Genomic DNA, 22,210 nt, shown 5'->3' with positions numbered 1-22,210 from the left:
GGCCCGAGCGGGCGGGTGGACGCCGGGCGGCGGGCCGCTGCCTAGCGTCGGAGGGGACCGCACCACGCCGACCGGGAGTGCCCATGTCCGTGCCCACCGTCGCCCACCCCGCGCCCCACCCACCCACCGTCGCCGGCCGTCGCCCCACCGGCTGCCGCCCGCCCGTGGGGTCCACCGCCCGCCGTCCGCCCGTGGAGTCCGGGGCCGTGCCGCGCCGGGCCGTCGGCCGGGACCGGCGGTGACCGGGATGTGGCGGCTGACCCTGCGTACGCTGCGCGCCGACGCCCTGCGTCTGCTGCTCTCCTCGGTGGCGATCGTGCTCGGGGTCGCGTTCGTCGCCGGCACGCTGATGCTCACCGACGGCATGCAGGCCGGGGCGTACGAGCGGGCCGGTGCCTTCGACCGGCACACCGACCTGGGCGTCTACGCCGACCGGACCACCCTGCCGCCGTCCCTGGTCGACCGGGTGCGCACGGTCGACGGGGTGGCCGAGGCCGCCGGGGAGCTGACCGCCCTCGTCGGGGTGGTCGGCGTCGACGGCCGGCCGGTGCTCGGCGTCGGGTTGCTCGCCGCGATCCCCACCGGGCCCGCGTTGCGCTCCTACGACGTGATCGCCGGCCGGCTGCCCGACCGGCCCGGCGAGGTGGTCCTCGACGCGCCCACGGTCGCCGCGCAGGGGTTCACGCTCGGTGGCCCGGTCGGCGTCGGCGGCGCGACCGGCCCGGCCCGCCCGTACACCCTGGTCGGCACCGTCGACGTGGCCGGAACCACACGCGACGTCGGCGGCCCGTTCGTCGGGTTGGTCGGCGCGGACGCGCTGGCCGTCAGCGGGCGGCCGGGCTACGACCGGATCATGGTGGCCGCCGCGCCGGAAACGGCGGGGGCAGCCCTGGCCGGCCGGGTGGCCGCCGTGGTCGGTGGGGACGCCATGGTGAAGTCGCGGCAGAGCATCCTCGACGAGGCCGTCGAGGACGGGGTGCGTGACCTGGACCAGTTCCGCCTGGTGCTGCTCGTCTTCGCCGGGGTGGCGGTGGTGGTGGCCGGGTTCGTCATCGCCAACACCTTCGCCATCGTGCTCGCCCAGCGGACCCGGCGGACCGCGCTGCTGCGGCTGGTCGGGGCCCGCCGGGGGCAGGTCTTCCGGGCCGCCGTGCTGGAGGCGGCGGTGCTCGGGCTGGCCGGCTCGGCCCTCGGGGTGGCGCTCGGTGTCGGGCTGGCCGCCGGGGCGGCGGCCCTGACCCCCCGGCTCGACCTGCCGCTGTCCGTCGCCGGTCTGACGGTGACCGCCCGGACGGTCGGGCTCAGCCTGCTGCTCGGCACCCTGGTCACCGTCGGGTCCGCACTGCTGCCCGCCTGGCAGGGCACCCGGGTGCCGCCGATGGCCGCCCTCACCGACGCCGCCGGGCAGCCGGCCCGGGGTGCCGGGCGGGCCCGGCTGACCCTCGGCGCGCTGGTCGGCGTCGCCGGCATCGCCGCGTTGGCCGGGGCCGCCGCCGTCGGGCAGATCGCCCTGGTCGCCGTGGGTGGGGTGCTGTCCTTCTTCGGGATAGTCATGTTCGGTCCGCTGCTGGTGCCGGTGCTGGTCCGGTTGCTCGGCCGGCCGTTGCGACCGGTGTTCGGGGCCACCGCCGCGCTCGCCGTGGCCAACGCGGCCCGCAACCCGCGCCGGGTGTCGGCGACCGCCACCGCCCTGGTGATCGGCATCGGCCTGGTCTCGGCGTTCGTGGTCGGTGCCGGCAGCGTCAAGGTGGGCGTCGAGCGGGCGGTCGACGCTCGCATCGGTGTCGACTTCGTGGTCACCGGCGTCGGTGTCGGGCTGCCCGCCCCGCTCGCCGGGGAACTGGCCGCCCGACCCGAGGTGGGGGTGGTGCACGAGCACCGTAACCGGGTCGTCGACGGCGTCGAGCTGCGGTCGGCGCACCCGGCGCTGGCTCGGCGTACCCTCGACGCGGTCGACGCCGGGGACGTCGCGGACCTGGGGCCGGGGACGGTGCTGGTGCACCGGGAGTTGGCCGCCGCCCGGGGCTGGCGGGTGGGGTCGACGGTCACCGTCGCCGGGCGTCCGTTCCGGGTGGCCGCCGTGGTCACCGCCGACGGCCCGACGTCGCAGGGGGTGCCCGCCGGGCACGTGGTCGACCTGGCCGACGCCGACTTCACCGCGCTCTACCCCGACGAACGCGGCCAGCTGGCCGAGGTCGAGCCGGCCGACGGGGTGTCCGCCGAGCGGGCCCGCGCCGCCATCGGGGCGGTGGTCGCCCGGTACCCGACGGTGAACCTGCTGGACCAGGCCGCCTACAAGAAGACGCTCACCGGCACGGTGGACATGCTGCTCGCCTTCGTCACCGCGCTGCTCGGCCTGGCCGTGGTGATCGCCCTGGTCGGCGTGGCGAACACGCTCAGCCTGTCGGTGGTGGAGCGGAGCCGGGAAAACGCCGTGCTGCGTGCCGTGGGGCTGTCCCGGGGACGGATGCGCCTGCTGCTGGCCGTCGAGGCGGTGCTGACCGCCCTGGTCGGTGCGTTGCTCGGCACCGCGCTGGGCATCGCGGTCAGCGCCGGGACGGTGGCCTTCGTGGCCCGGCTGGGTGGCGGCTTCACGCTGGTGCTGCCCTGGGGGCGGCTCGGGCTGATCCTGGCCGTGGCCGTGCTCGCCGCGCTGGCCGCCTCGGTGCTGCCGGCCCGCCGTGCCCTGGCCCGTCCGGTGGTGGAGGCGCTCGGCGCGGAGTGACCCCGTAGTCGCCCGCCGGCCCCGGCGTCGTCGCCGGCCGGCGGGCCGCTGCGCCCCGGGCGGGGGCGTCGCGCGTCCCGGGGCAGCGGTCAGAGGCGTTCCACCATGTCACCCCGGCACCGGTCCCGGGTGTCGAAGACGTACCGGGCGTGCCGGGTGACCAGGTCGTAGTCGAAGCTGTCGTGGTCGGTCACCAGGACCACCGCGTCGGCTGCGGCGATCTCCCGCGCGGTCAGCTCCACGACCAGCACCCCGCCCGGGATGTGCTGCGGCTCCGCGTACGGCTCGACCGCGCGTACGTCCGCGCCGAGCGCCTGCAACCGCCGGGCCACGTCCACCGCCGGCGAGTCGCGCATGTCCCCGGTGTTCTTCTTGTACGCCAGCCCGAGCAGCAGCAACCGGGCCCCGTTGACCGGCCGGCCGATCCGGTTCAACCCGGCCATCACCCGCTGGGCCACGTGCTCGGGCATCTGGTGGTTGATGTCGTCGGCCAGCTCGATGAACCGGAACGGTCGGCCCAGGGTGCGCTTGACCTGCCAGGACAGGTAGCACGGGTCGATCGGCAGGCAGTGCCCGCCGACCCCTGGGCCGGGGCGGAACGGCATGAACCCGAACGGTTTGGACGACGCGGCCTCGATGGCCTGCCAGGCGTCGATGCCCAGTTGGTGGGAGGCCATCGCCAGTTCGTTGATCAGCGCGATGTTGACCTGGCGGAAGGTGTTCTCGATCAGTTTGGTCAGCTCGGCGACCCGGGTGGAGTCCACCGGCACCGTCCGTTCGACCAACCGCCGGTAGAAGCCGTCCACCCGCGCCAGCGACGCCGCGTCCACCCCGGACACCACCTTCGGGGTGTTCTCCAGCCGCCAGGTGGGGTTGCCCGGGTCGATCCGTTCGGGGCTGTAGCCGAGGTGGAAGTCACCCGGGCTGCGCAGCCCGCTCGCCGCCTCCAGCAACGGCCGGAGCAGGTCCTCGGTGGTCCCCGGGTAGGTGGTCGACTCCAGTACCACCGTGCAGCCGGGCCGGACGTACGGGCCGACGGCGGTGCCGGCCTGCTCGACGTAGCTCAGGTCGGGGGCCCCGTCGCGCAACGGGGTGGGTACGGTGATCACGCAGATGTCGAAACCCTCGGCGTCCGGGTACTCGGTGCTCGGCCGGTACCGGCCGCTGGCGAGGGCGCGGCCGAGCCGGTCTGCCCCGATGTCCTCGACGAAGGATTCGCCGGAGGCGAGCCGCTTGACCCGGTCGGCGTCGACGTCCAACCCGACCACGTCCAGTCCGGCTTCGACGGCGCGCATGGCCAGCGGCAGTCCGACGTATCCCTGGCCGATGACGACGAGTTTCTCTGCGTTCACCCGGGCTCCCTGCAAGCGTGTCCTTGCACGGAGCCTAGATGGCGATATAGCGATCTACGCCCGTTTTGGCGTTCCTGGGGTCTCTAGGGGCGTTCCTGCCCAAACGAGAGGATCGTTCAGTTGTCGGCCGGCGGCATGCCGTCGCCGCCCCCGCCACCCGCGTCGGGCGTGGGCGGCGTCGTCTCCGGCGGGGTCGGCCCGGCGGGGGTCGTCGGAGCCGGGGTGGTCCCGGCGGGGGTCGTCGTCTCCACCGGCGTGGCCGGTGCGGACTTGGTGGGCAGCGACTGCGACGAGCCGTTCGGCAGCGGCGTCGGACTGACCGAGGCCGACGGCGACGGCTTCGCAGTCTGGTTGCCCGGCCGGTTCGGCCGCTCCGTCTCCTGGGGGCCGGTCTGCTCGACGACCGCCGGGAGCTCGCTCTGCTCGGTGGGCGCCACCGCCGGACCGGTGCTGCGGATGTTCGGCACGCCGTTGTCGAGCGACTTCGCGGCACCCAGGGCGGCACCGAGCGCGGTCAACGCGACCAGTACCGCGGCCAACGCGCCGACCAGCGAGCCCCGACGGGTTCGTCCCGACCCCGCCCCGACCACCGTCCTGGGCGTCTGCGCCCCGACGAGGCGGGGGGTGTTCGCCCCGGACGGGTCGCGCAGCGGCGGTGTCACCAGGGCGGTCATGGCGGTCGCGGTGCCGTCGCCACTCGCGGCGCGGGCGGCGGCGGCCATCTCGGCACCGGTGGCGAAGCGGTCCGCGGGGTCCTTCTCCAACGCCCGGGCCACCAGGGCCCGCACCGGAGCCGGGATGTCCGCCGGCAGCTCCGGCGGCTCGTCGTCCAGATGGCGTACGGCCACCTGGAGCGGGTTGTCCCCGGTGAACGGCGGCTGCCCGGTCAGGCAGCAGTGGGCCACCGCGCCCAGGGCGTAGATGTCGGTGGCGGCCGAGACCGGCCGACCGGACGCCTGTTCGGGTGCCATGTAGAGGGCGGTGCCCGGCACCGCGTTCGTGCTGGTGATACTGGTCACATTGGTGGAGCGGGCGACGCCGAAGTCGACCAGCACCACCGTGCCGTCCTCCTGCACCAGCAGGTTGCTCGGCTTGACGTCGCGGTGCACGATCCCCCCGGCGTGCGCGGCGTGCAGGGCCTGGGCGACCTGGGCCACGACCGACATCGTCTCGGTCACGTCCAGGTGACCGGCCGACTCGATCCGGCGCGACAGCGGCTCGCCCTCGACGAACTCCATGACGAGGTAGTCGGCCCGGGTGCCGTCGGCGAGCCGGTCCTCACCGCAGTCGAAGACCTGGACGATGCCGGGGTTGCGCAGCGCGGCCATGATCCGCGCCTCGGAGCGGAACCGGGCGATGAAATCGGGGTCCGAGACGAGCGCCGGCAGCAGCACCTTCACCGCGACCTGGCGACCGAGAACCAGGTCGGTGGCACGCCAGACATCGCCCATGCCGCCGGTGGCGACACGTTCGTCCAGGCGGTAGCGACCGCTGAGCACGACCTCGGATGACAACACCCCCATACCGTACCCAGGGTCCTCCCGTCCGGCAGACGGCGATATCCCTTCCGGGATTTCGGGGGGCGGCCCAATGGAGGTCACCCCTGACCGGCGGTGACCGGCACCCCACCCAAGGTCACCGGTGACGGGTCGTCGACGTCGTCCGCCCGATGGGATGACCCGGGGTGTCGAGAGCCAGGTGTCCCGGCGGCGATGCGGGCACGGCGACGCGCCACCAGGGAGTTGATCTATCTCACCCTTTCCGGCCCGATGTCCGCTTGCCTCCGCCGCCTCCGGCTCCTAATGTTGCCCACTCTGGCCCGTCCCGGCGCCGGTACCGCGCGCAGACCGACGCCGTACCCCGCGCGGCGGTGGCAGAGAAGTCATCCGGCGTGAGGTGCGATCGGGTCAGCGGGGGGCTGAAGGTGCGCGAGGTGGTCCGCTGGGCTGGCCGGGGCTACGGCACGCGTCCGCCCGCCACCGGCCCGGGTCGTCCGCTGGGAACGACGCGGCCGTGACCGGTGACCTGACCGAAGCGGTCGTCGCAGCGCAGGCCGGTGACGAGGAGGCGTTCCGCATCCTCTACCGCAGCCTCCAGCCGGGTCTGCTGCGCTACCTCACCGCGCTCGTCGGCCCCGACGCCGAGGACGTGGCCTCCGAGACCTGGTTGCAGATCTCCCGGGACCTGTCCCGGTTCACCGGCGGCGAGTTCCGTGCCTGGGCGGTGACCATCGCCCGGAACCGGGCCATGGACCACCTGCGCCGTCAACGTCGCCGCCCGTCCCTGCCGGTGCCGGTGCAGGAACTCAACGACCTCGCCGGGGATGCCGACACCGCCGAGCGGGCCGGCGAGACGATCGGGACGGAGTCCGCGCTGGCGCTGATCGCCACCCTGCCACCCCGGGAGGCGGAGGCGGTGCTGCTGCGGGCGGTGATCGGGCTCGACGCCGAGACCGCCGGGCGGGTGCTCGGCCGGCGACCGGGTGCGGTCCGTACGGCCGCCCACCGGGGGTTGCGCCGGCTGGCCGCGTTGCTGGACCGTGGCGATGAACCCGAGCCGTCCGACGGCGAGCGGGTCGCCCCGCCCCGCCCCCGCCCGACGCCCCAGGTGTCCCGGGCCGAGCCGGCGGACGGCTGACATGAGGGGAGACTGGATGAACGTCGGCCGGTCGGCCCGAGCCGGCCGGACGGTGGACCGGGCCGAGGCCGAGCGGCTGCTCGACCAGGCCGGTGTCGACGCCCCGCCGGCCACCGCCGAGCCGCTCGCCCGGTTGCTGGCCGCTGCCGCCGCCCCGGCCCGGCCCGGTGAACTCGCCGGCGAGCAGGCGGCGGTCGTGGCCTTCCGGGCCGCGCGGGCCGCCGGGGTTCCCGCCCCCGCCGTGGTCGCCCGCCGGGGCCGCCGGTTGACCACCGGCGTGGTGACGTGGATCGCCGCGCTGGCCGCCACCGCCACCGCCGGGGTGGCCTTCGCCGCCGTCACCCGGGACGGGCCCGCCGAGCGGGTGCCCGGCCCGGCTCCGTCGTCCACCACCGCCACCCCCACCGCCGCCGGGTCGGCACGGCCCACCCCGCAGCGGTCCGGCCCGGTCCGGCAGGACCCGACGCGACGTCCCCCCTCGGGCCCGGGCGGTGCCCCCTCCGCCCCCGGGACGGTCCCCGGCCCCGGAGGTCCGGCCGGGACCGCCAAGGTGACCGGGCAGTGCCGGGCCTACCTGGCCAAGTCGCCCGAGCAGCGGGAGAAGGCGTTGACCAAGCCCGGCTTCGCCGAGGTGGTGGCCGCCGCAGGCGGGGCGGACCGGGTGGAGGCGTACTGCCGCCAACTCGTCCCGGGACGCCCACCGGGGGCACCTTCCGCCGGTCCCGGCGGAGGCCCCGGCCGTAAAAATTAGTCGAAAAGGCTTCACAAAAATTTCTTCCCGTCCGGTCTGCGAGATCGGTCCGGGAGAAAGAGGATGGAGGCACGACAGGGTCGGCCGCCACGGCCGTTCCCGACCGGTCGGCGCGGCCGGATCCCAGCGTCGGAGAGGGGCCGTCTCGTGGTGACATCGCCGGAACTGGACCACACGAGCGTGCTCGGCGAGATCGCCGGTGCCGCCGGCCACCTCGCCCGGATCTGCTTCAAGACCGGGCCACCCACCCTCACCGGCGTCGAACTGGAATGGACCGTCCACGACGCCGCCGACCCCGCCCGACCGTTGAACCGGGCGAGGCTACGAGCGGCACTCGGGCCACACAGCCCACCCACCCTGGACGACACCAGCCCCGCCCACCCTCTGCGGCACGGCAGCACCGTGACCGTCGAGCCGGGTGGGCAGGTGGAGGTGTCCACCGCGCCGCGATCCTCGGTCGCCGCGCTGGTCTCGGCCACCCAGGCAGACATCGACGAACTCGACGCGCTGCTCGCCCGTGCCGGGCTGGTGCTCGGGCGGACCGGCATCGATCCGTGGCGGGCCCCGAGCCCGGTGGTCGACACCCCGCGCTACCGCGCCATGCGCTGCGTCTTCGACCGCCGTGGTCCGGCCGGGCAGACCATGATGTACAGCACCGCCGGCCTCCAGGTCTGCCTCGACATCGGTGAACCCGCCGGACTGGCCGACCGCTGGGCGGCGGTACACGCGGTGGGGCCGGCACTGGTGGCGGCCTTCGCCACCGCCGACCGGCACGCCGGCCGACCCACCGGCTGGGCGTCCGCCCGGATGGCCGCCTGGCTGGACATCGACCCGGCCCGCACCGGTCCCGTCTGGTCGGCCCAGCAGCCCGACCAGGACCCGGTGGCCGCCTGGATCGACTACGTGCTGGCCGCGCCGCTGCTCTGCCTGCGCCACGACGGCCCGGACTGGACACCACCACCGGGGATCACCTTCGCCGACTGGATCGCCGGGGCGCTGCCGCGCCCACCGACCACCGACGACCTGGACTACCACGTCAGCACGCTCTTCCCGCCGGTCCGCCCGCGTGGCTACCTGGAGGTCCGCTACCTCGACGCCCAGCCCGGCCGGGACTGGACCCTCCCGCTGGCCGTGCTGACCGCGCTGCTGCACGACGACCACACGGTCCGGGCGGCTCGGACGATCGCCGCACCGGTGGCCGACCGCTGGCACCCCGCCGCACGGCACGGACTTGCCGACCCGGCCCTGGCCACGGCCGCCGCGGCCCTGCTCGACCTGGCCCGGCAGACGCTGCCGGCGCTGGACCTGCCGACCGAGACCCAGCACGAGATCGACCGCGGGATCCGTCGACGGATCGTCGCCGCACAGAAGGGGGACCGGTGACCACCACCGAAGAACCGGGCACGGGGACCGAGTCGCTGCGCAGCCGGATCGCCGCCGAGCTCGCCCGGACCCGGGCCCGCACCGACGCGCTCACCGCCGCCGTCGACGACGACGACCTGGTCCGTCAGCACTCGACGCTGATGTCACCCCTGGTCTGGGACCTCGCCCACGTGGGCAACCAGGAGGAACTCTGGCTCGTGCGCGACGTCGGCGGGCGGGAGCCGGTGCGGCAGGACATCGACGACCTGTACGACGCCTTCAAGCAGCCCCGCAAGGACCGGCCCGCGTTGCCGCTGCTGCCACCGGCCGAGGCGCGGGCCTACGTGGCGACCGTCCGCGACAAGGTCCACGACCTGCTCGACGGGATCCGGTTCACCGACCGGGCGCTGGTCGCCGACGGGTTCGTCTTCGGCATGATCGTGCAGCACGAGCAGCAGCACGACGAGACCATGCTCGCCACCCACCAGCTGCGTTCCGGCCCACCGGTGCTCGACGCGCCCCCGCCCCCCGAGCCACGGGCACGGGTCGCCGCCGAGGTGCTGGTGCCGGCGGGACCGTTCACCATGGGCACCTCCACCGATCCGTGGGCGCTGGACAACGAACGCCCCGCCCACACCGTCGAGCTGCCCGCGTACGTCATCGACGCCACGCCGGTGACCAACGGGGCGTACCGGGAGTTTCTCGCCGACGGCGGGTACGACGACCCGCGCTGGTGGAGCGCGGCCGGCTGGCGGCACCGCACCGAGGCCGGCCTGACCGCGCCGATGCACTGGCGACGCGACGGCGACGGCTGGGCCTACCAGCGGTTCGGCAGGTGGGCGCCGGTCCGTGACGACGAGCCGGTGGTGCACGTCTGCTGGCACGAGGCGCAGGCGTACGCCCGCTGGGCCGGCAAGCGGCTGCCCACCGAGGCGGAGTGGGAGAAGGCGGCCCGGTGGGACCCGTCGACCGGCCGGTCCCGGCGCTGGCCGTGGGGCGACGACGAGCCGACCGCCGAGCACGCCAACCTGGGGCAACGGCACCTGTGGCCGGCACCGGTCGGGGCCTACCCGGCGGGCGCCTCGCCGCTCGGTGTGCACCAGCTGATCGGCGACGTCTGGGAGTGGACGGCCAGCCCCTTCCACGGTCACCCCGGCTTCGCCGTCTTCCCCTACCGGGAGTATTCGGAGGTGTTCTTCGGCGGCGACTACCGGGTGCTGCGTGGCGGCTCGTTCGGCACCGACCGGGCGGCCTGCCGGGGCACCTTCCGCAACTGGGACCACCCGATCCGGCGGCAGATCTTCAGCGGCTTCCGCTGCGCCCGTGACGCCCGGCCCGAGGAGGCCCACGGGTGACCGGCGGTGTCGCCTGATGTGCCGGCACCTGGCGTACCTCGGTCCCCCGGTGACCCTGCGGTCGCTGCTGTACGACCCGCCGCACTCGCTGGTGCGGCAGTCCTGGGCCCCCCGGGACATGCGTGGCGGCGGCACGGTCAACGTCGACGGCTTCGGTGTCGGCTGGTATCCCGGCACCGGCCGGCCGGGCGGGGACGACGGTCGCGGCGGGGATCCGGTGCGGTACCGCCGGGCCGGCCCGATCTGGTCCGACCCGACCCTGCCCGAGCTGGCCGGGGTGACCACCTCCGGCGCGGTGCTGGCGGCGGTGCGCTCCGCCACGGTCGGCATGCCGGTGCAGGAGAGCGCTGCCGCGCCCTTCGCCGAGGGGCGCTGGCTGTTCAGCCACAACGGGGTGGTGCGCGGCTGGCCGGACTCGGTCGTCGAACTGGCCGGGGGACTGCCGGTGCGGGATCTGCTCACCCTCGACGCGCCGACCGACTCGGCGCTGCTGTGGGCGCTGGTCCGGCACCGGTTGCGGGCCGGCGCGTCGCTGGCCGAGGGGGTCACCGCGACCGTCCGGGAGGTGGCCGCCGCAGCCCCGGGATCACGGCTGAACCTGCTGCTCACCGACGGCGTGTCGGTGGTGGCGAGCGTGTGGGGGCACGCGTTGTCGGTGCGCGCCGACGACGGCACGGCGCTGCTGGCCTCCGAGCCGGTGGACGACGCGCCCGGCTGGCGGGAGGTGCCCGACCGGCGGTGGGTCCGGGCGGGACCGGACGGGGTGCACGTCGGCGAGCTGGAGTGACCCGACGGAACAGGACGTTTTCGGTGCAGGAGAGGACGACATGAGCGCGGAACCGCTGGAGATCTACCTGGAGGAGCGGGACCTCGACCGGGCGCTGCGGTCCGATGTGCGGACCGGGCTCGCGGCCGACCCGAAGTGGCTGCCACCGAAGTGGTTCTACGACGCCCGGGGCAGCGAGTTGTTCGAGGAGATCACCCGGCTGCCGGAGTACTACCCGACCCGGGCGGAACGGGCGGTGCTCGCCGAGCGGGCGGCCGACATCGCGGCGTCGACCGGGGCGAAGACGTTGATCGAGCTGGGCTCCGGTTCGTCGGAGAAGACCCGGCTGCTGCTGGACGCGTTCACCCGGCACGGCGGGCTGGGCACCTTCGTGCCGCTGGACGTGTCGGTGAGCGCGCTGCGGCAGTCCACCGCGCAGATCGCCACCGACTATCCGGCGTTGCGGGTCCGCGGCATCGTCGGTGACTTCACCCGGCAGCTGGACCGGTTGCCGACCGGTGGCCGACGGCTGGTGGCCTTCCTGGGCGGCACCATCGGCAACCTGCTGCCGGCCGAGCGGGTCGGCTTCCTGGCCGCCATGCGGGCGGCCCTGGAGCCGGGCGACCACCTGCTGATCGGCACCGACCTGGTGAAGGACCCGGCGGTGGTCGTGCCCGCCTACGACGACGCGGCTGGGGTCACCGCCGAGTTCAACCGCAACGTGCTCCGGGTGATCAACCGGGAGTTGGCCGCCGACTTCGATCCGGACGCGTTCGCCCACGTCGCCCACTGGGACCCCACGCAGGAGTGGATCGAGATGCGGCTGCGGGCCCGGCACCCGATGCGGGTACGGATCGGGGCGCTCGATCTGACGGTCGACTTCGCCGCCGACGAGGAGATGCGCACCGAGGTGTCGGCGAAGTTCCGGCCGGCGGGGGTCGCCGCCGAGCTGACGGCGGCCGGTTTCCTGCCCACCCGGTTCTGGACCGACCCGGACAGCCTGTTCGGGGTGACGTTGGCCCAGGCGGCGTGACCCGTCCCGGCCGTTCGGGGTGAGCCGGCCCAGGTGGCCTGACCCGCCCCGGCCGTTCGGGGTGAGCCGGCCCAGGTGGCCTGACCCGCCCCGGCCGTTCGGGGTGACGTCGGCCCCGCCGGCCTGACCCGCCCCGGCCCGTCGGCCGGCGGGGCGTCCGGGTGACGATGTGCACCCGACGTCCCGTCGGCCGGGCCGCTCGGCTAGGCTGGTTGTACGCGAAGGGGAGTAGCCCCCAATGTCGTGGTCGACACACTGGTGCGTTCCGCACCCGGCCACGCGGCCCCACCTCACGGTGGGGCGGGCGAGACCTTCGACTCAGGCTGTCACAGCCGGGTCGAGGGCGCCCCACACCTCCTCCCGGCCTGATCGGGAAGGTTCTCATGGACGGTTTCCTCGTCGCGCTGGTGGTCAGCTTCGGCGTCATCTTCGTCGCCGAGCTGGGGGACAAGTCCCAGCTCATGGCGCTCACGTTCGCCACCCGCTTCAAGACGGTCCCGGTGCTGATCGGCATCACCGTCGCCACCGCGATCGTGCACCTGGCCTCGGTGGCCATCGGGGTCGGCCTGAACGCCGCGCTGCCCACCGGGTGGATCTCGCTGGTCGCCGGCCTGGCGTTCCTCGGCTTCGGGGTCTGGACGCTGCGCGGGGACAAGCTCACCGAGGAGGAGAAACGCAAGGCGGAGAAGACCGGCAAGTCCGCCGTCTTCGCCGTCGGTGTCGCCTTCTTCCTGGCCGAGTTGGGCGACAAGACGATGCTGGCCACCATCACCCTGGCCACCAAGTACGGCTGGTTCGGCACCTGGCTCGGCTCGACCCTCGGCATGGTGGCCGCCGACGCCCTGGCCATCCTGGTCGGCCGGTTGCTCGGTCGGCACCTGCCGGAGAAGACCATCCGGTACGGCGCGGCGGTGCTCTTCGCCATCTGCGGCCTGTGGTTGATCCTGGAGGCGGTGCGGGAGCTGTCCTGACCGTGCGGCTGGCCGGGTCCTCCGACTAGCCGGTCCGGGGGCGGGTAACGCCACCCGGTGAGGGTGGACGAGTTGCTGCGCCACGGTGACACGGTCGTGGTGGGCGTGGTGGAGACCTTCGGTGCGACGGTCATCGTCGTCGGCGCGCTCTGGGCGGCGCTGCGGTTCGTGGTCGAGGGGCTGCGACACCGCAGCGCCGCCGTGTTCACCCCGATCCGGCTCTCCCTCGGCCGGTTCCTCACCCTCGGCCTGGAGTTCCAGTTGGCGGCGGACATCCTGCGTACCGCGGTGTCGCCGACCTTCGCCCAGCTCGGTCAGCTGGCCGCGATCGCCACCATCCGGACCGCGTTGAACGTCGTGCTGCGCCGGGAGATCGCCCAGGAGCAGCGGCAGGTGGGCGCCGACGTGGGTGGTCGACCGCACCCCGACCCGCAGCCGACGCCGACCGGGGCCGCAGGTGGCGGGTCGCCCGGATGAGCGGTCTCGCCGCCCCGCTCGCCGCCGTGGTGAGCGCCCTCGCCCTGGGTGTCGGTGGTGTGGTGCTGCTGACGGTGCGGTCCTGGCGGACCGCCCTGGGGGTGCTGCTCGAACTGCTGGTAGCTGCGGGTCTGCTCCGGCTGCCGGGTGGGCGGAGCTGGCCGGCGTTGGCGACGGCGGTGGCGGTCATCGTGCTGCGCCGGGTGCTCTGGGCCGGCCTGGGCACGCCGGCCCCCGCCGACCACCAGCCCTCTGGCGGCCCGGGTCCCCCGGGCGGACCACCGCCCGCTGGCTGACTTCCACCCGCTGGCGGACTACCGACCCGTCGGGACGGGTAAGCCGTGCCACCCCCACCGGGGGTGGCACGGCACGAACCGAAGGTGACGGGAAGGATTCCCCTATGAGCCGGCACGACGAGCCCAACGAGTACGGCTTCGCGGGCGGGGCCACCGCCCCCCAGCCCCAGCCGGGCGGTCGCCCCGACGAGCAGGACCGGGCGGAGGCGGTCGCGGTGCCGGGCGACGACCTGACCGAGGCGGTCGCCGAAGCGTTGGAGGAGACCGAACCGGACGGGCGGGACCGTACGGCGCACCGCGGTCGTTGACCGTCACGACCGTCCGCCCGGTGGTCCCCGGCTGGGGACGGCACCGGGCGGACGGTGGGCTCAGCGGGGGGACGGCAGCGCGGAGAGCCGGGTGGTGTCGCCGAGCCGGGCGAGGTTGTCGTCGCAGCACGCCGCCAGCCGTTTGACCATCTCGTCGGGGTCGCCGTACGGGTCGAGCCCGGCCAGTTCCTCGGGGGCCAGCGCGGGCACCCGGACGTGGGAGATGAGCGGGTGCAGCGGTCGGCTGTCGATCTCGTCGACGCCGAACAGGTCCTCGTGCAGTTTCTCCCCGGGGCGCAGACCGGTGTAGACGATCTCGGGCGGCGGGGACGCCTCGGCGGCCAGCCGTTGGGCCACCTCGGCGATGCGTACCGGCTCGCCCATGTCCAGCACCAGCGCCTCGCCGCCCCGGCCCAGGACGGCGGCCTGGAGCACCAGGTGCACCGCCTCCTGCATGGTCATGAAGTACCGGGTCACGTCCGGGTGGGTCACGGTGATCGGGAGCCCGGCTCGGACCTGGGCCTGGAAGGCGGTGAGTACCGAGCCCCGGCTGCTGAGTACGTTGCCGAAGCGGACGCTGAGGAACTTCGCGCTGTACCGGTCGGCGTAGTGCGCCATCAGCCGCTCGGTGATCCGCTTGGAGTAGCCCAGCACGCTGATCGGGTTGGCCGCCTTGTCGGTGGAGATGTTCACGAACTCGGCGACGTCCCGGCATGCCTCCAGCACGTTGAGGGTGCCCTGGACGTTGGTCTTGACCGCCTCGCCGGGGTGCCGTTGCAGCAGCGTGAGGTGCTTGAGTGCGGCGGCGTGGAAGACGATGTCGGGCCGCCGGTCGGCGATGATCCGGGCGATGCCGTCACCGTCGCGGATGTCGGCGAGGATCAGCTCCGGCCCGTCCAGCAGCGCCCGGCCGTGCAGGGACATCTGCAGGGCGTGCAACGCGGACTCGTCCCGGTCCAGCATCATCAGCTCACCGGGGTCGCAGCGGGCGATCTGCCGGCACAGCTCCGAGCCGATCGACCCTCCGGCCCCGGTGACCAGGACCCGGCGTCCGGCGAGACCGTTGCGTTCCACGGTCAGTTCGGCGACCCGTTGGGCCCGGCCGAGCAGGTCGGTGAGTTGCAGGTCGCGTACGGCGTCGGCGGTGACCGGGCGGTCGAGCAGTTCCCGTACCGGCGGGAGCACCTTGAACGCGGCACCGGCCTGCAGGGTGCGGCTGCGCACGTCGCGCATCAACGCCGCGTCCGAGCCGTTGATCGAGAAGATCACGGTGCTGGCCCGGGTGTCCCGGACCGCCTGGGTGAGCCGGTCCCGACCACCGAGCACCCGCAGCCCGGCCACCCGCAGCCCCTGTTTGTCGGGGTCGTCGTCGAGCAGTCCCACCGGCAGGTATCCGCTGGCGGGGTCGCCGAGCAGCACCCGGACCAGGCGTTCGCTGGCGGCGTCGACACCGTAGATGAGGGTCCGGTCGGCGGAGCGGGCCGGTCGGGCGTCCCGGTCGCGTCGCCACCGGTAGGTGACCCGGCCGGCCCCCATCATCAGCAGCGCCACGGCGGCACCGAGGACCGGCACGCTGGCGGGGACCGGTCGGTCCGTCATCGGCAGCAGCGCGGCCAGGGCCACGGCGGCGGCCAGCACCACGGTGCCACCCAGGTCACGGGCCTCGCCGACGCTGCCGACCGGGTGCCGGCCCCGGGCGGTGAACCGTACCTGTTCGAGGGCGGCGTGGATGACCGCGCACACGCCGGCGGCCCCGAGGGCGAGCGCGCACTGCCGGGGCGTGATGCCGAACTCGTAGCGCGCCCAGGAGGCGATCAGAAAGCCCGCGCACCAGGAAGCGGTGTCGAGCGTTAGCAATGACAGGGCCTTCGCGCGTCGGGTCACCCAATCGCGCCGCTGGATGGGGGCGTCGTCGGGCAGGGGGTCTACGTGGTTCATTGGCGTCCTCTGCGTTTTGTTTCGCTATTGCGAGGATTCGGCACTGCTAAGAGGTTTGCATCGTATACGTTGCTTTTGCCGTCTAAGGACTACATGCAGGGTTTAGATACTCTCACGCTGTTATGGGAACCTAGGGAGACTTCGTGCTTTTTCACCAGCTGACCGTTCCGCCGGAACGGAGGGCGTGATGGACGTCCGCACCTGCCTGCGCCTGGTCCGCCGACACTGGTGGATCGTCCTGGTCACCCTGATGCTCACGGTCGGCTCGGCGGCGCTGGTCACCGTCCGTACGGCGCCCCGGTACGTGGCCTCGGTGACCTTCTTCGTCACCGCCCCCAACCAGGGCGTCAGCAACGCCTACCAGGGCGAGCTGTTCCTCCAGCAACGCGTGAAGTCCTACGCCGACCTGCTGCGCAGTGACCGCCTGGCGCAGGCCATGGTCGCTGAGACCGCCCTCGGCCTGACCGCCGACGACGTCCAGCGGCGGGTCGCCACCTCGACCGAGCCGGGCACCGTGCTGCTGCGTGCCACCGTCACCGACACCGACCAGGCCCGGGCCATGAAGGTCACCGAGGCCCTGTCGGCGAAGTTCGTCGAGCTGGTCAAGAAGATCGAGACCACCTCGGACGGCAAGGCCGGTCCCACCCGGATCGAGGTGGTGGGTGGCCCCCGGGTCAGCGCCAGCCCGGTCTCCCCGCAGCCCAACCGCAATCTCGCCCTCGGTGTCCTGGTCGGGCTCCTGCTCGGCGTGGCGCTCGCGGTGCTGCGCGGCATGGTCGACGTGCGGCTGCGCGACGCCGCCGGGTTGCAGCGGGCCACCGGTAGCCCCCTGCTCGGCGACATCCCCTTCGACCAGGGCGCCAAGGCGGCACCGCTGATCGTCGGGGACGCGGCGACCTCGGCCCGCGCGGAGGCGGTCCGGAAACTGCGGACCAACCTGCGCTTCGTGGACGTGCACGAGCCCGCCCGGGTGATCGCGGTGACCAGCGCGTTGCAGGGGGAGGGCAAGACCACCCTGTCCTGCAACCTGGCGATCGCGTTGGCCGAGGCGGGTTGGCGGGTGCTGCTGGTCGACGCCGACCTGCGTCGCCCGAAGGTCGCCGACTATCTCGGGGTCGACGGCGGCGTGGGCCTCACCGACGTGCTCGTCGGCGACGTCCAGGTGGGCGACGTGGTGCAGCGTTGGGGCGACAAGTCGCTGCTGGTGCTGCCCAGCGGCTCGACCCCCCCGAACCCCAGCGAACTGCTGGGCTCGAAGGCGATGGCGGACCTGCTGCTCGCCCTGCGCGAGTCGGCGGACATCGTGGTGATCGACACCGCACCGCTGCTGGCCGTCACCGACGGCGTGGTGGTGGCCGTGCAGGCCGACGGCGCGTTGCTGGTCACCCAGCAGGGGCGTACCTCGCGCGCCCAGGCCGCCGCGGCGGCCCGCTCCCTGCACTCCGTGTCGGTGCGGCTGCTCGGCTGCGTGCTCAACATGGCCAAGGTGGCCCGGGCGGACGCCTACCAGTACGAGGCGTACCGGATCGCCACCGCGACCGGGGCGTCGGTCCCGGCCGATCGGGCCACCGCCGCCCAGCGCGGCGATCAGGGGCTGCCCCCCGTCGGCGACCGGACGCAGGAACTCACCCGGCTGCCGCGATGAGTGCTGCTCCGGGTCCGGCAGCGCGGGGATGCCCCGGGTCGGGGGCGGCGGTTCGCCGCCGCCCCCCGGCGCCGGCCGACCGCGTGCGCCGGTCGGCCGGCGGCGGTACGGGCGGGGGAGCGCGACGATGAAGGTCGGGATCCTGTCGTACCACTTCCCGCCGGAACCGGCCTTCATTCCCGGCAGCCTCGCCGAGGAGCTGGCCCGGCGCGGACACGAGGTGCGGGTGCTGACCGGCTTTCCGGACTATCCCGGCGGCCAGGTCTATCCGGGCTGGCGGCAACGCTTTCGGCACGTGACCCGCAGCGAGCGGTTGACCGTGCGTCGGGTGCCCCGCTATGCCGGCGGGGACGCCTCGCCCGTCGCCCGGATGGCCGGCTATCTCTCCTTCGCCGGCAGCGCCGCGTTGGCGGGCCGGCGGTACCTGGCCGACGTCGACGTGCTGTACGTCTTCCAGTTTCCCGCGACCACCTTCGCCACCGCCGGGTTGCTGCGGCTGCTCGGCCGGGTGCCCACCGTCCTGCACGTGCAGGACCTGTGGACCGGGGAGGTCGCCCCGGGGCAGGCCGCGCAGGCCCGGCCCGGCCGGATCGCCACCACCATGCGCCGGGTGCTGCGGGAGGCCGACGCGGTGGCGGTCACCGCCCCGTCCATGCGGGAGCTGGTGGTCGCCGACGGGGTGGCCGAGGCGCGGGTGCGCACGGTGCTCAACTGGACCGACGAACGGATCTTCCAGCCGGTGCGACCGGGCCGCGACGCCCAGGCGCTGGTTCGCCGGGACGCCCGCTGCGTGGTCATGCACGCCGGCACGATCGGCGTACGCCAGGGCCTGGAGACCGCGGTGCGGGCGGCGGCGGCGCTCGACGACCGGATGGACCTGGTGCTGGTGGGCTCCGGGGCGCAGGAACGGCGGGTCCGGGGGCTCGCCACCGAGTTGGGCGCCGACAACGTGCGCTTCCTCGAGCGGCGGTCTCCGCTGGACATGCCCGAGCTGTACGCCGCCGCCGACTACCAGCTGGTGACCCTGCGCGACCTTCCCGAGCTGAGCGGGACGGTGCCGAGCAAGGTGCAGTCCGCGCTGGCCTGCGCCGCCCCGATGGTGGCCTCGGCCGGTGGGGACACCGCGGCCCTGGTGGAGCGGGCCCGCGCCGGGCTCTCCTGCCCACCCGAGGACTGGGCCGCGTTGGCCGACCGGTTCTGGCTGGCCACCACCATCCCCGCGCCGGCCCGGGTCGAGATGGGCCGGCGGGGGCGGGAGACCTATCTGCGGGAGATGTCGTTGCGGGCCGGAGTGGACCGGATCGAGGCGTTGCTTCGGGAGATCGCGGTCCGCCGCTGACGATCGGCCGGGCCCGGTCCACCAACTAGTAAAAAGCCCGTACAAGCCTCAGAACATCGTCAATCATGCTAGAAAACCCACTGATGGTCATATCGCCCCAGGCGAGAGTGGAGCACGGCGTGGCGGAGAACGGTGGGTCGCGCAGCGGCCGACGAAGACTGCGACGGCGGACCCGGCGGCGGGTCCGGCGGGCCCTGTTGGTCGCCCTGGTCGTCGGGTCGGTGCTGTTCGGCGCGGCCGGGTGGGTGGGCTTCCGTGGCTGGCAGGCACGCGCCCACCTGGTCAACGCGGCCGGGCTCGCCCGCGAGCTGAGCACCCAGGTGCTCGGCGGCGACCTCGACCGCGCCCAGCGCACGCTGGCGGCGTTGCAGGAGCAGGCCGGTGCGGCCCGGACCGCCACCGGTGACCCCGGGTGGTGGCTCGCCCGGCACGTCCCCTACGCCGGCGACGACGTGGCGGCCGTACGGACCATCGCGGTGGCCATCGACGACCTGGCCCGGCAGGCTTTCCCGGCGTTGCTGCGTACCGACCTGACCACGTTGGTGCCGTCCGGGGGGCGGCTGGACCTGGCCCGGCTGCGGGCCGCCTCGGCGGACCTGAGCGCGGCGGACGCCGCCGTCCGCAGGTCCCGGGCCGGCCTCGACGCGGTGCGCGCCGAGGATCTGGTCAGTCAGCTCGGCACCGCGTTGGCGGAGCTGCGTACGGAGATCGACCGGCTGGCCGGACTGACCGGTGCGGCCGATCGGGGCGCCCGGGTGCTGCCCGCCCTGCTCGGCGCGGACGGGCCCCGCAGTTACCTGCTGCTGTCGCAGAATCTCGCCGAACTGCGCGCCACCGGCGGGATGTTCGGCGCGTACGCGGTGATCCACGCCGACGACGGGCGGATCCGGATGCGCGAGCAGGGCACCAGCGCCCAGTTCGGCCGGTTCACCCCCGCGCTGCGGGTGGACGACGAGGTACGCCGGCTCTACACCGACCTGCCGGGCATCTATCCGGCGGACGTCAACCTGAGCCCGAACTTCCCTGCCGCGGCGAAGCTCTACCGGGAGATGTACCGGCGGCACAGCGGGGTGACCGTCGACGGGGTCCTGACCGTCGACCCGGTGATGCTGTCCTACCTGCTCCAGGCCACCGGGCCGGTGCAGGTGCCGGGCGACGCGACCCTGGTCAGCAGTCAGGTGGTGCGCACCCTGCTCAGCGACGCCTACCAGGGGCGGGACGACAACGGCCAGGATGCCTTCTTCGCCGCGTCGGCGTCCGCCGTGTTCGACGCCTTCCTCACGAAGAAGGTCAACCCAAGAGTGCTTTTGTCGGCTTTAGACCGCTCCATCACGGAAAGACGGATACTGTTCTGGAGTGCCCGATCCACGGAACAGCGGACGTTCGCCGACACCCGGCTCGCCGGTGCCCTCCCCGAACAGGAGGCCGCCCCGACCGTCGGGGTCTTCCTCAACGACGGCAGTGGCGCGAAGCTCGGCTACTACCTGCGGCCGACGGCGACCCTCACCGCCGGTGACTGCGCCGACGAGGGGCGGCGGCAGCTCAAGCTGCGCTTCACCCTGCACTCGTCGGCCCCCGACTCGGGTCTCGCCAAGTCGGTGCTCGGCCTCGGCATGGCCGGCGACCCGTACACGGCCCGGACCCTGATCTCCATCTACAGCCCGGCGGGCGGCACGGTGCTCAGCGCCCGGGTCGACGGAAAACCGACCCCGCTGGGCAGTGGGATCGAGCGTCGCCGGCAGGTGGTCATCGCCACCGTCGACGTCGCCCCCGGCACCACCCGGACCCTCGACGTGGACCTGCTCACCGGCAGGAACACCACCGGCACCCCCGAACTCTGGCACACACCGACCGCCACCCCATGGACCACCCAAGTAGTTCCCGCACCTAGCTGCAAACAGTAGGAGGAGACCATCATGCGGCTATCCCGCATTCTCATGGCGCTGACGGTCGGTCTGGCCATCGTGGCCGTGCCGACCGCCGCGGGGGCTGCTCAGCCGCAGCCACCCGCCGACAGCACGCCGCAGCCGCCACCGTACCCACCCGTCACGCCCTCGCTGACGGCCAACCCGACGACCATCTTCCTCGGCGAGACCGTGGTGCTCACCGGCACCGGCTTCGGGCCGAACGAGATCGTCGACATCGACGTCACCGTGGCGCCCCTCGCCGCGGCCGTTCCGGGGCAGGCGCCGGCCCGGCGCAGCGACGGCACCACCGTCGCGATGGTGAAGGTCGACTATTCGCAGCCGCAGCCCGCGCCGCGGCACTTCACGGCGCAGACCGACGCGAATGGCAACTTCACCGTGAGCTACCGGCCGAGCGACGTGGGTCGGCTCACCTTCACCGCGACCGGGCGTACGTCGGGCCGTACGGCCAGCACGACGATCACCGTGCTGCCGAAGAAGAAGCCGCACCCGCACCTGCCGGTCACCGGTGACAACCTGAGCACGCCCCTGAAGGTCGGCGGCGGGCTGGTCGGCGCCGGTGTGGTGCTGATGCTCACCGCGTTCGGCTGGCGGCGTCGCCAGCGGTTCGGTATGACCCGCTGACCCGGATCGCACCGGTACGCACAGGTGCCCGTCGGACCCATGGTCCGACGGGCACCTGCCGTCGGGCGGCAGGTGTGGCCCCGCCGCCACCCACCGACGTCGGGGCGTGTGCCGTCGGGCGGCCGGGGTGGCCCGCCGCCGCCCACCGACGTCGGGCGTGTCGACCGCCCCCGGACGCGGATCGTCATCCCCGTCCGGTTCACTGGCGGGATGGACGAGTCGATCTGGAACGCGGCCCGGTCCGCACGCGCCTGGCTGGACGCCGCGAACGGCACCGACCAGACGGAGCTGACCTGCCGGATCCTCAAACTCACCGAGGAGGCAGGTGAGGCGGCCGGGGCGTGGATCGGGGCGTTGGGCCAGAACCCGCGCAAGGGAGTCACGCACACTCACGCGGAGGTGGCCGCCGAACTCGCCGACGTGGTCTTCACCGCCCTGGTCGCCATCGAGAGCCTGGGCCTGGACGCCCGTTCGGTGGTGACCGCCTGCGCCGCGAAGGTCGAGTCGCGGATCACCCCGTGACGCCTCCGGGCCCCGATGGGTGGTGTGGTGTCGCGGGCACGCGCCGATTGTCCGCCTTGTCTGCATCGGCTCTCCTCCACGGTGACCGCCGGCACCCCCGGGCCGGAATCCGGGCCGGCCCGCAGGCGTTACACCCTGCGTACGACCGCAGCAGCACCCCCCGGCGGCCCGGCCGACGCCCCCC

19 protein-coding genes are annotated in these 22,210 nt (G+C 73.9%); 16 read left to right on the top strand and 3 right to left on the bottom strand.

From position 1 onward, the window contains the following. Positions 1-247 precede the first annotated feature (247 nt). Positions 248-2,725, top strand: a complete 2,478-nt coding sequence (locus tag AB0K25_RS30135) for an FtsX-like permease family protein (protein ID WP_357536817.1) — start codon at positions 248-250, stop codon at positions 2,723-2,725. 89 nt (positions 2,726-2,814) lie between these two features. Here AB0K25_RS30135 and AB0K25_RS30130 read toward each other — a convergent pair whose 3' ends face one another. After that, on the bottom strand, positions 2,815-4,077 hold the full coding sequence (locus AB0K25_RS30130) for a nucleotide sugar dehydrogenase (RefSeq protein WP_219462351.1): 1,263 nt from the start codon (positions 4,075-4,077) through the stop codon (positions 2,815-2,817). Positions 4,078-4,193: 116 nt separating this feature from the next. Next, positions 4,194-5,600: a protein kinase gene (locus AB0K25_RS30125; RefSeq protein ID WP_357536702.1), complete on the bottom strand. Its 1,407-nt coding sequence runs from the start codon at positions 5,598-5,600 to the stop codon at positions 4,194-4,196. Positions 5,601-6,090: 490 nt separating this feature from the next. On the opposite strand from AB0K25_RS30125, the gene AB0K25_RS30120 reads away from it, so the two are divergent. The 10 genes from AB0K25_RS30120 to AB0K25_RS30075 all read left to right on the top strand — a co-directional run bounded on the left by AB0K25_RS30120 (position 6,091) and on the right by AB0K25_RS30075 (position 14,033). Further along, on the top strand, positions 6,091-6,714 hold the full coding sequence (locus tag AB0K25_RS30120; protein WP_357536699.1) for an RNA polymerase sigma factor: 624 nt from the start codon (positions 6,091-6,093) through the stop codon (positions 6,712-6,714). A gap of 16 nt (positions 6,715-6,730) precedes the next feature. Further along, complete coding sequence (locus AB0K25_RS30115) at positions 6,731-7,465, top strand: hypothetical protein (RefSeq protein WP_208570715.1); 735 nt, start codon at positions 6,731-6,733, stop codon at positions 7,463-7,465. Between the two features lie 147 nt (positions 7,466-7,612). Beyond that, on the top strand, positions 7,613-8,848 hold the full coding sequence (gene egtA, locus AB0K25_RS30110) for an ergothioneine biosynthesis glutamate--cysteine ligase EgtA (RefSeq protein WP_357536697.1): 1,236 nt from the start codon (positions 7,613-7,615) through the stop codon (positions 8,846-8,848). Then, a complete protein-coding gene (gene egtB, locus AB0K25_RS30105; protein ID WP_357536695.1) occupies positions 8,845-10,182 on the top strand; it encodes an ergothioneine biosynthesis protein EgtB in 1,338 nt (445 codons plus the stop codon). Before egtA ends, egtB begins: the two co-directional genes overlap by 4 nt. Positions 10,183-10,198: 16 nt before the next feature. Beyond that, positions 10,199-10,969: an ergothioneine biosynthesis protein EgtC gene (gene egtC / locus AB0K25_RS30100; RefSeq protein WP_357536693.1), complete on the top strand. Its 771-nt coding sequence runs from the start codon at positions 10,199-10,201 to the stop codon at positions 10,967-10,969. Positions 10,970-11,009: 40 nt separating this feature from the next. After that, on the top strand, positions 11,010-11,981 hold the full coding sequence (gene egtD, locus AB0K25_RS30095; RefSeq protein ID WP_363823839.1) for an L-histidine N(alpha)-methyltransferase: 972 nt from the start codon (positions 11,010-11,012) through the stop codon (positions 11,979-11,981). 383 nt (positions 11,982-12,364) lie between these two features. Further along, positions 12,365-12,952: a TMEM165/GDT1 family protein gene (locus tag AB0K25_RS30090; protein ID WP_208570720.1), complete on the top strand. Its 588-nt coding sequence runs from the start codon at positions 12,365-12,367 to the stop codon at positions 12,950-12,952. Between the two features lie 57 nt (positions 12,953-13,009). Then, positions 13,010-13,429, top strand: a complete 420-nt coding sequence (locus AB0K25_RS30085) for a DUF1622 domain-containing protein (protein WP_363823837.1) — start codon at positions 13,010-13,012, stop codon at positions 13,427-13,429. Continuing rightward, a complete protein-coding gene (locus tag AB0K25_RS30080; RefSeq protein WP_363823835.1) occupies positions 13,426-13,725 on the top strand; it encodes a hypothetical protein in 300 nt (99 codons plus the stop codon). The genes AB0K25_RS30085 and AB0K25_RS30080 overlap by 4 nt, the downstream gene beginning before the upstream one ends. Before the next feature lie 104 nt (positions 13,726-13,829). Next, positions 13,830-14,033 carry a hypothetical protein gene (locus tag AB0K25_RS30075; protein WP_357536685.1) on the top strand — a complete coding sequence of 68 codons (204 nt, stop codon included), beginning with the start codon at positions 13,830-13,832 and terminating at the stop codon, positions 14,031-14,033. Positions 14,034-14,093: 60 nt separating this feature from the next. Here AB0K25_RS30075 and AB0K25_RS30070 read toward each other — a convergent pair whose 3' ends face one another. Continuing rightward, on the bottom strand, positions 14,094-15,971 hold the full coding sequence (locus AB0K25_RS30070; RefSeq protein ID WP_363823833.1) for a nucleoside-diphosphate sugar epimerase/dehydratase: 1,878 nt from the start codon (positions 15,969-15,971) through the stop codon (positions 14,094-14,096). Positions 15,972-16,158: 187 nt separating this feature from the next. Here AB0K25_RS30070 and AB0K25_RS30065 point away from each other — a divergent pair, with 187 nt between their 5' ends. The 5 genes from AB0K25_RS30065 (at position 16,159) to AB0K25_RS30045 (ending at position 22,026) form a co-directional block, all read left to right on the top strand. Next, positions 16,159-17,616, top strand: a complete 1,458-nt coding sequence (locus tag AB0K25_RS30065; RefSeq protein ID WP_208570725.1) for a polysaccharide biosynthesis tyrosine autokinase — start codon at positions 16,159-16,161, stop codon at positions 17,614-17,616. 127 nt (positions 17,617-17,743) lie between these two features. Beyond that, complete coding sequence (locus AB0K25_RS30060; protein WP_208570726.1) at positions 17,744-18,955, top strand: glycosyltransferase family 4 protein; 1,212 nt, start codon at positions 17,744-17,746, stop codon at positions 18,953-18,955. A gap of 119 nt (positions 18,956-19,074) precedes the next feature. Next, positions 19,075-20,859, top strand: coding sequence for a DUF4012 domain-containing protein (locus tag AB0K25_RS30055; protein WP_357536681.1), 1,785 nt, complete (start codon positions 19,075-19,077; stop codon positions 20,857-20,859). A 12-nt stretch (positions 20,860-20,871) separates the two neighbouring features. Further along, complete coding sequence (locus AB0K25_RS30050; protein WP_208570728.1) at positions 20,872-21,504, top strand: hypothetical protein; 633 nt, start codon at positions 20,872-20,874, stop codon at positions 21,502-21,504. Positions 21,505-21,714: 210 nt separating this feature from the next. Continuing rightward, positions 21,715-22,026: a MazG-like family protein gene (locus tag AB0K25_RS30045; RefSeq protein ID WP_219462314.1), complete on the top strand. Its 312-nt coding sequence runs from the start codon at positions 21,715-21,717 to the stop codon at positions 22,024-22,026. The last annotated feature ends 184 nt before the right edge of the window (positions 22,027-22,210 follow it).

This window comes from Micromonospora sp. NPDC049257 (assembly GCF_040678915.1).
Lineage (GTDB): Bacteria > Actinomycetota > Actinomycetes > Mycobacteriales > Micromonosporaceae > Micromonospora > Micromonospora antibiotica.
The sequence above is the reverse complement of the archived record's forward strand: the minus strand, read 5'-3'. Positions and strand labels throughout refer to the sequence as shown.

Bases quoted from the DNA above. Each gene is read 5' to 3' on its own strand.
- AB0K25_RS30135 (WP_357536817.1), top strand. From the start codon at position 248: ATGTGGCGGCTGACCCTGCGTACGCTGCGCGCCGACGCCCTGCGTCTG.
- AB0K25_RS30125 (WP_357536702.1), bottom strand. From the start codon at position 5,600: ATGGGGGTGTTGTCATCCGAGGTCGTGCTCAGCGGTCGCTACCGCCTG.
- AB0K25_RS30115 (WP_208570715.1), top strand. From the start codon at position 6,731: ATGAACGTCGGCCGGTCGGCCCGAGCCGGCCGGACGGTGGACCGGGCC.
- egtC (WP_357536693.1), top strand. From the start codon at position 10,199: ATGTGCCGGCACCTGGCGTACCTCGGTCCCCCGGTGACCCTGCGGTCG.
- egtD (WP_363823839.1), top strand. From the start codon at position 11,010: ATGAGCGCGGAACCGCTGGAGATCTACCTGGAGGAGCGGGACCTCGAC.
- AB0K25_RS30090 (WP_208570720.1), top strand. From the start codon at position 12,365: ATGGACGGTTTCCTCGTCGCGCTGGTGGTCAGCTTCGGCGTCATCTTC.
- AB0K25_RS30080 (WP_363823835.1), top strand. From the start codon at position 13,426: ATGAGCGGTCTCGCCGCCCCGCTCGCCGCCGTGGTGAGCGCCCTCGCC.
- AB0K25_RS30075 (WP_357536685.1), top strand. From the start codon at position 13,830: ATGAGCCGGCACGACGAGCCCAACGAGTACGGCTTCGCGGGCGGGGCC.
- AB0K25_RS30070 (WP_363823833.1), bottom strand. From the start codon at position 15,971: ATGAACCACGTAGACCCCCTGCCCGACGACGCCCCCATCCAGCGGCGC.
- AB0K25_RS30065 (WP_208570725.1), top strand. From the start codon at position 16,159: ATGGACGTCCGCACCTGCCTGCGCCTGGTCCGCCGACACTGGTGGATC.
- AB0K25_RS30060 (WP_208570726.1), top strand. From the start codon at position 17,744: ATGAAGGTCGGGATCCTGTCGTACCACTTCCCGCCGGAACCGGCCTTC.
- AB0K25_RS30050 (WP_208570728.1), top strand. From the start codon at position 20,872: ATGCGGCTATCCCGCATTCTCATGGCGCTGACGGTCGGTCTGGCCATC.
- AB0K25_RS30045 (WP_219462314.1), top strand. From the start codon at position 21,715: ATGGACGAGTCGATCTGGAACGCGGCCCGGTCCGCACGCGCCTGGCTG.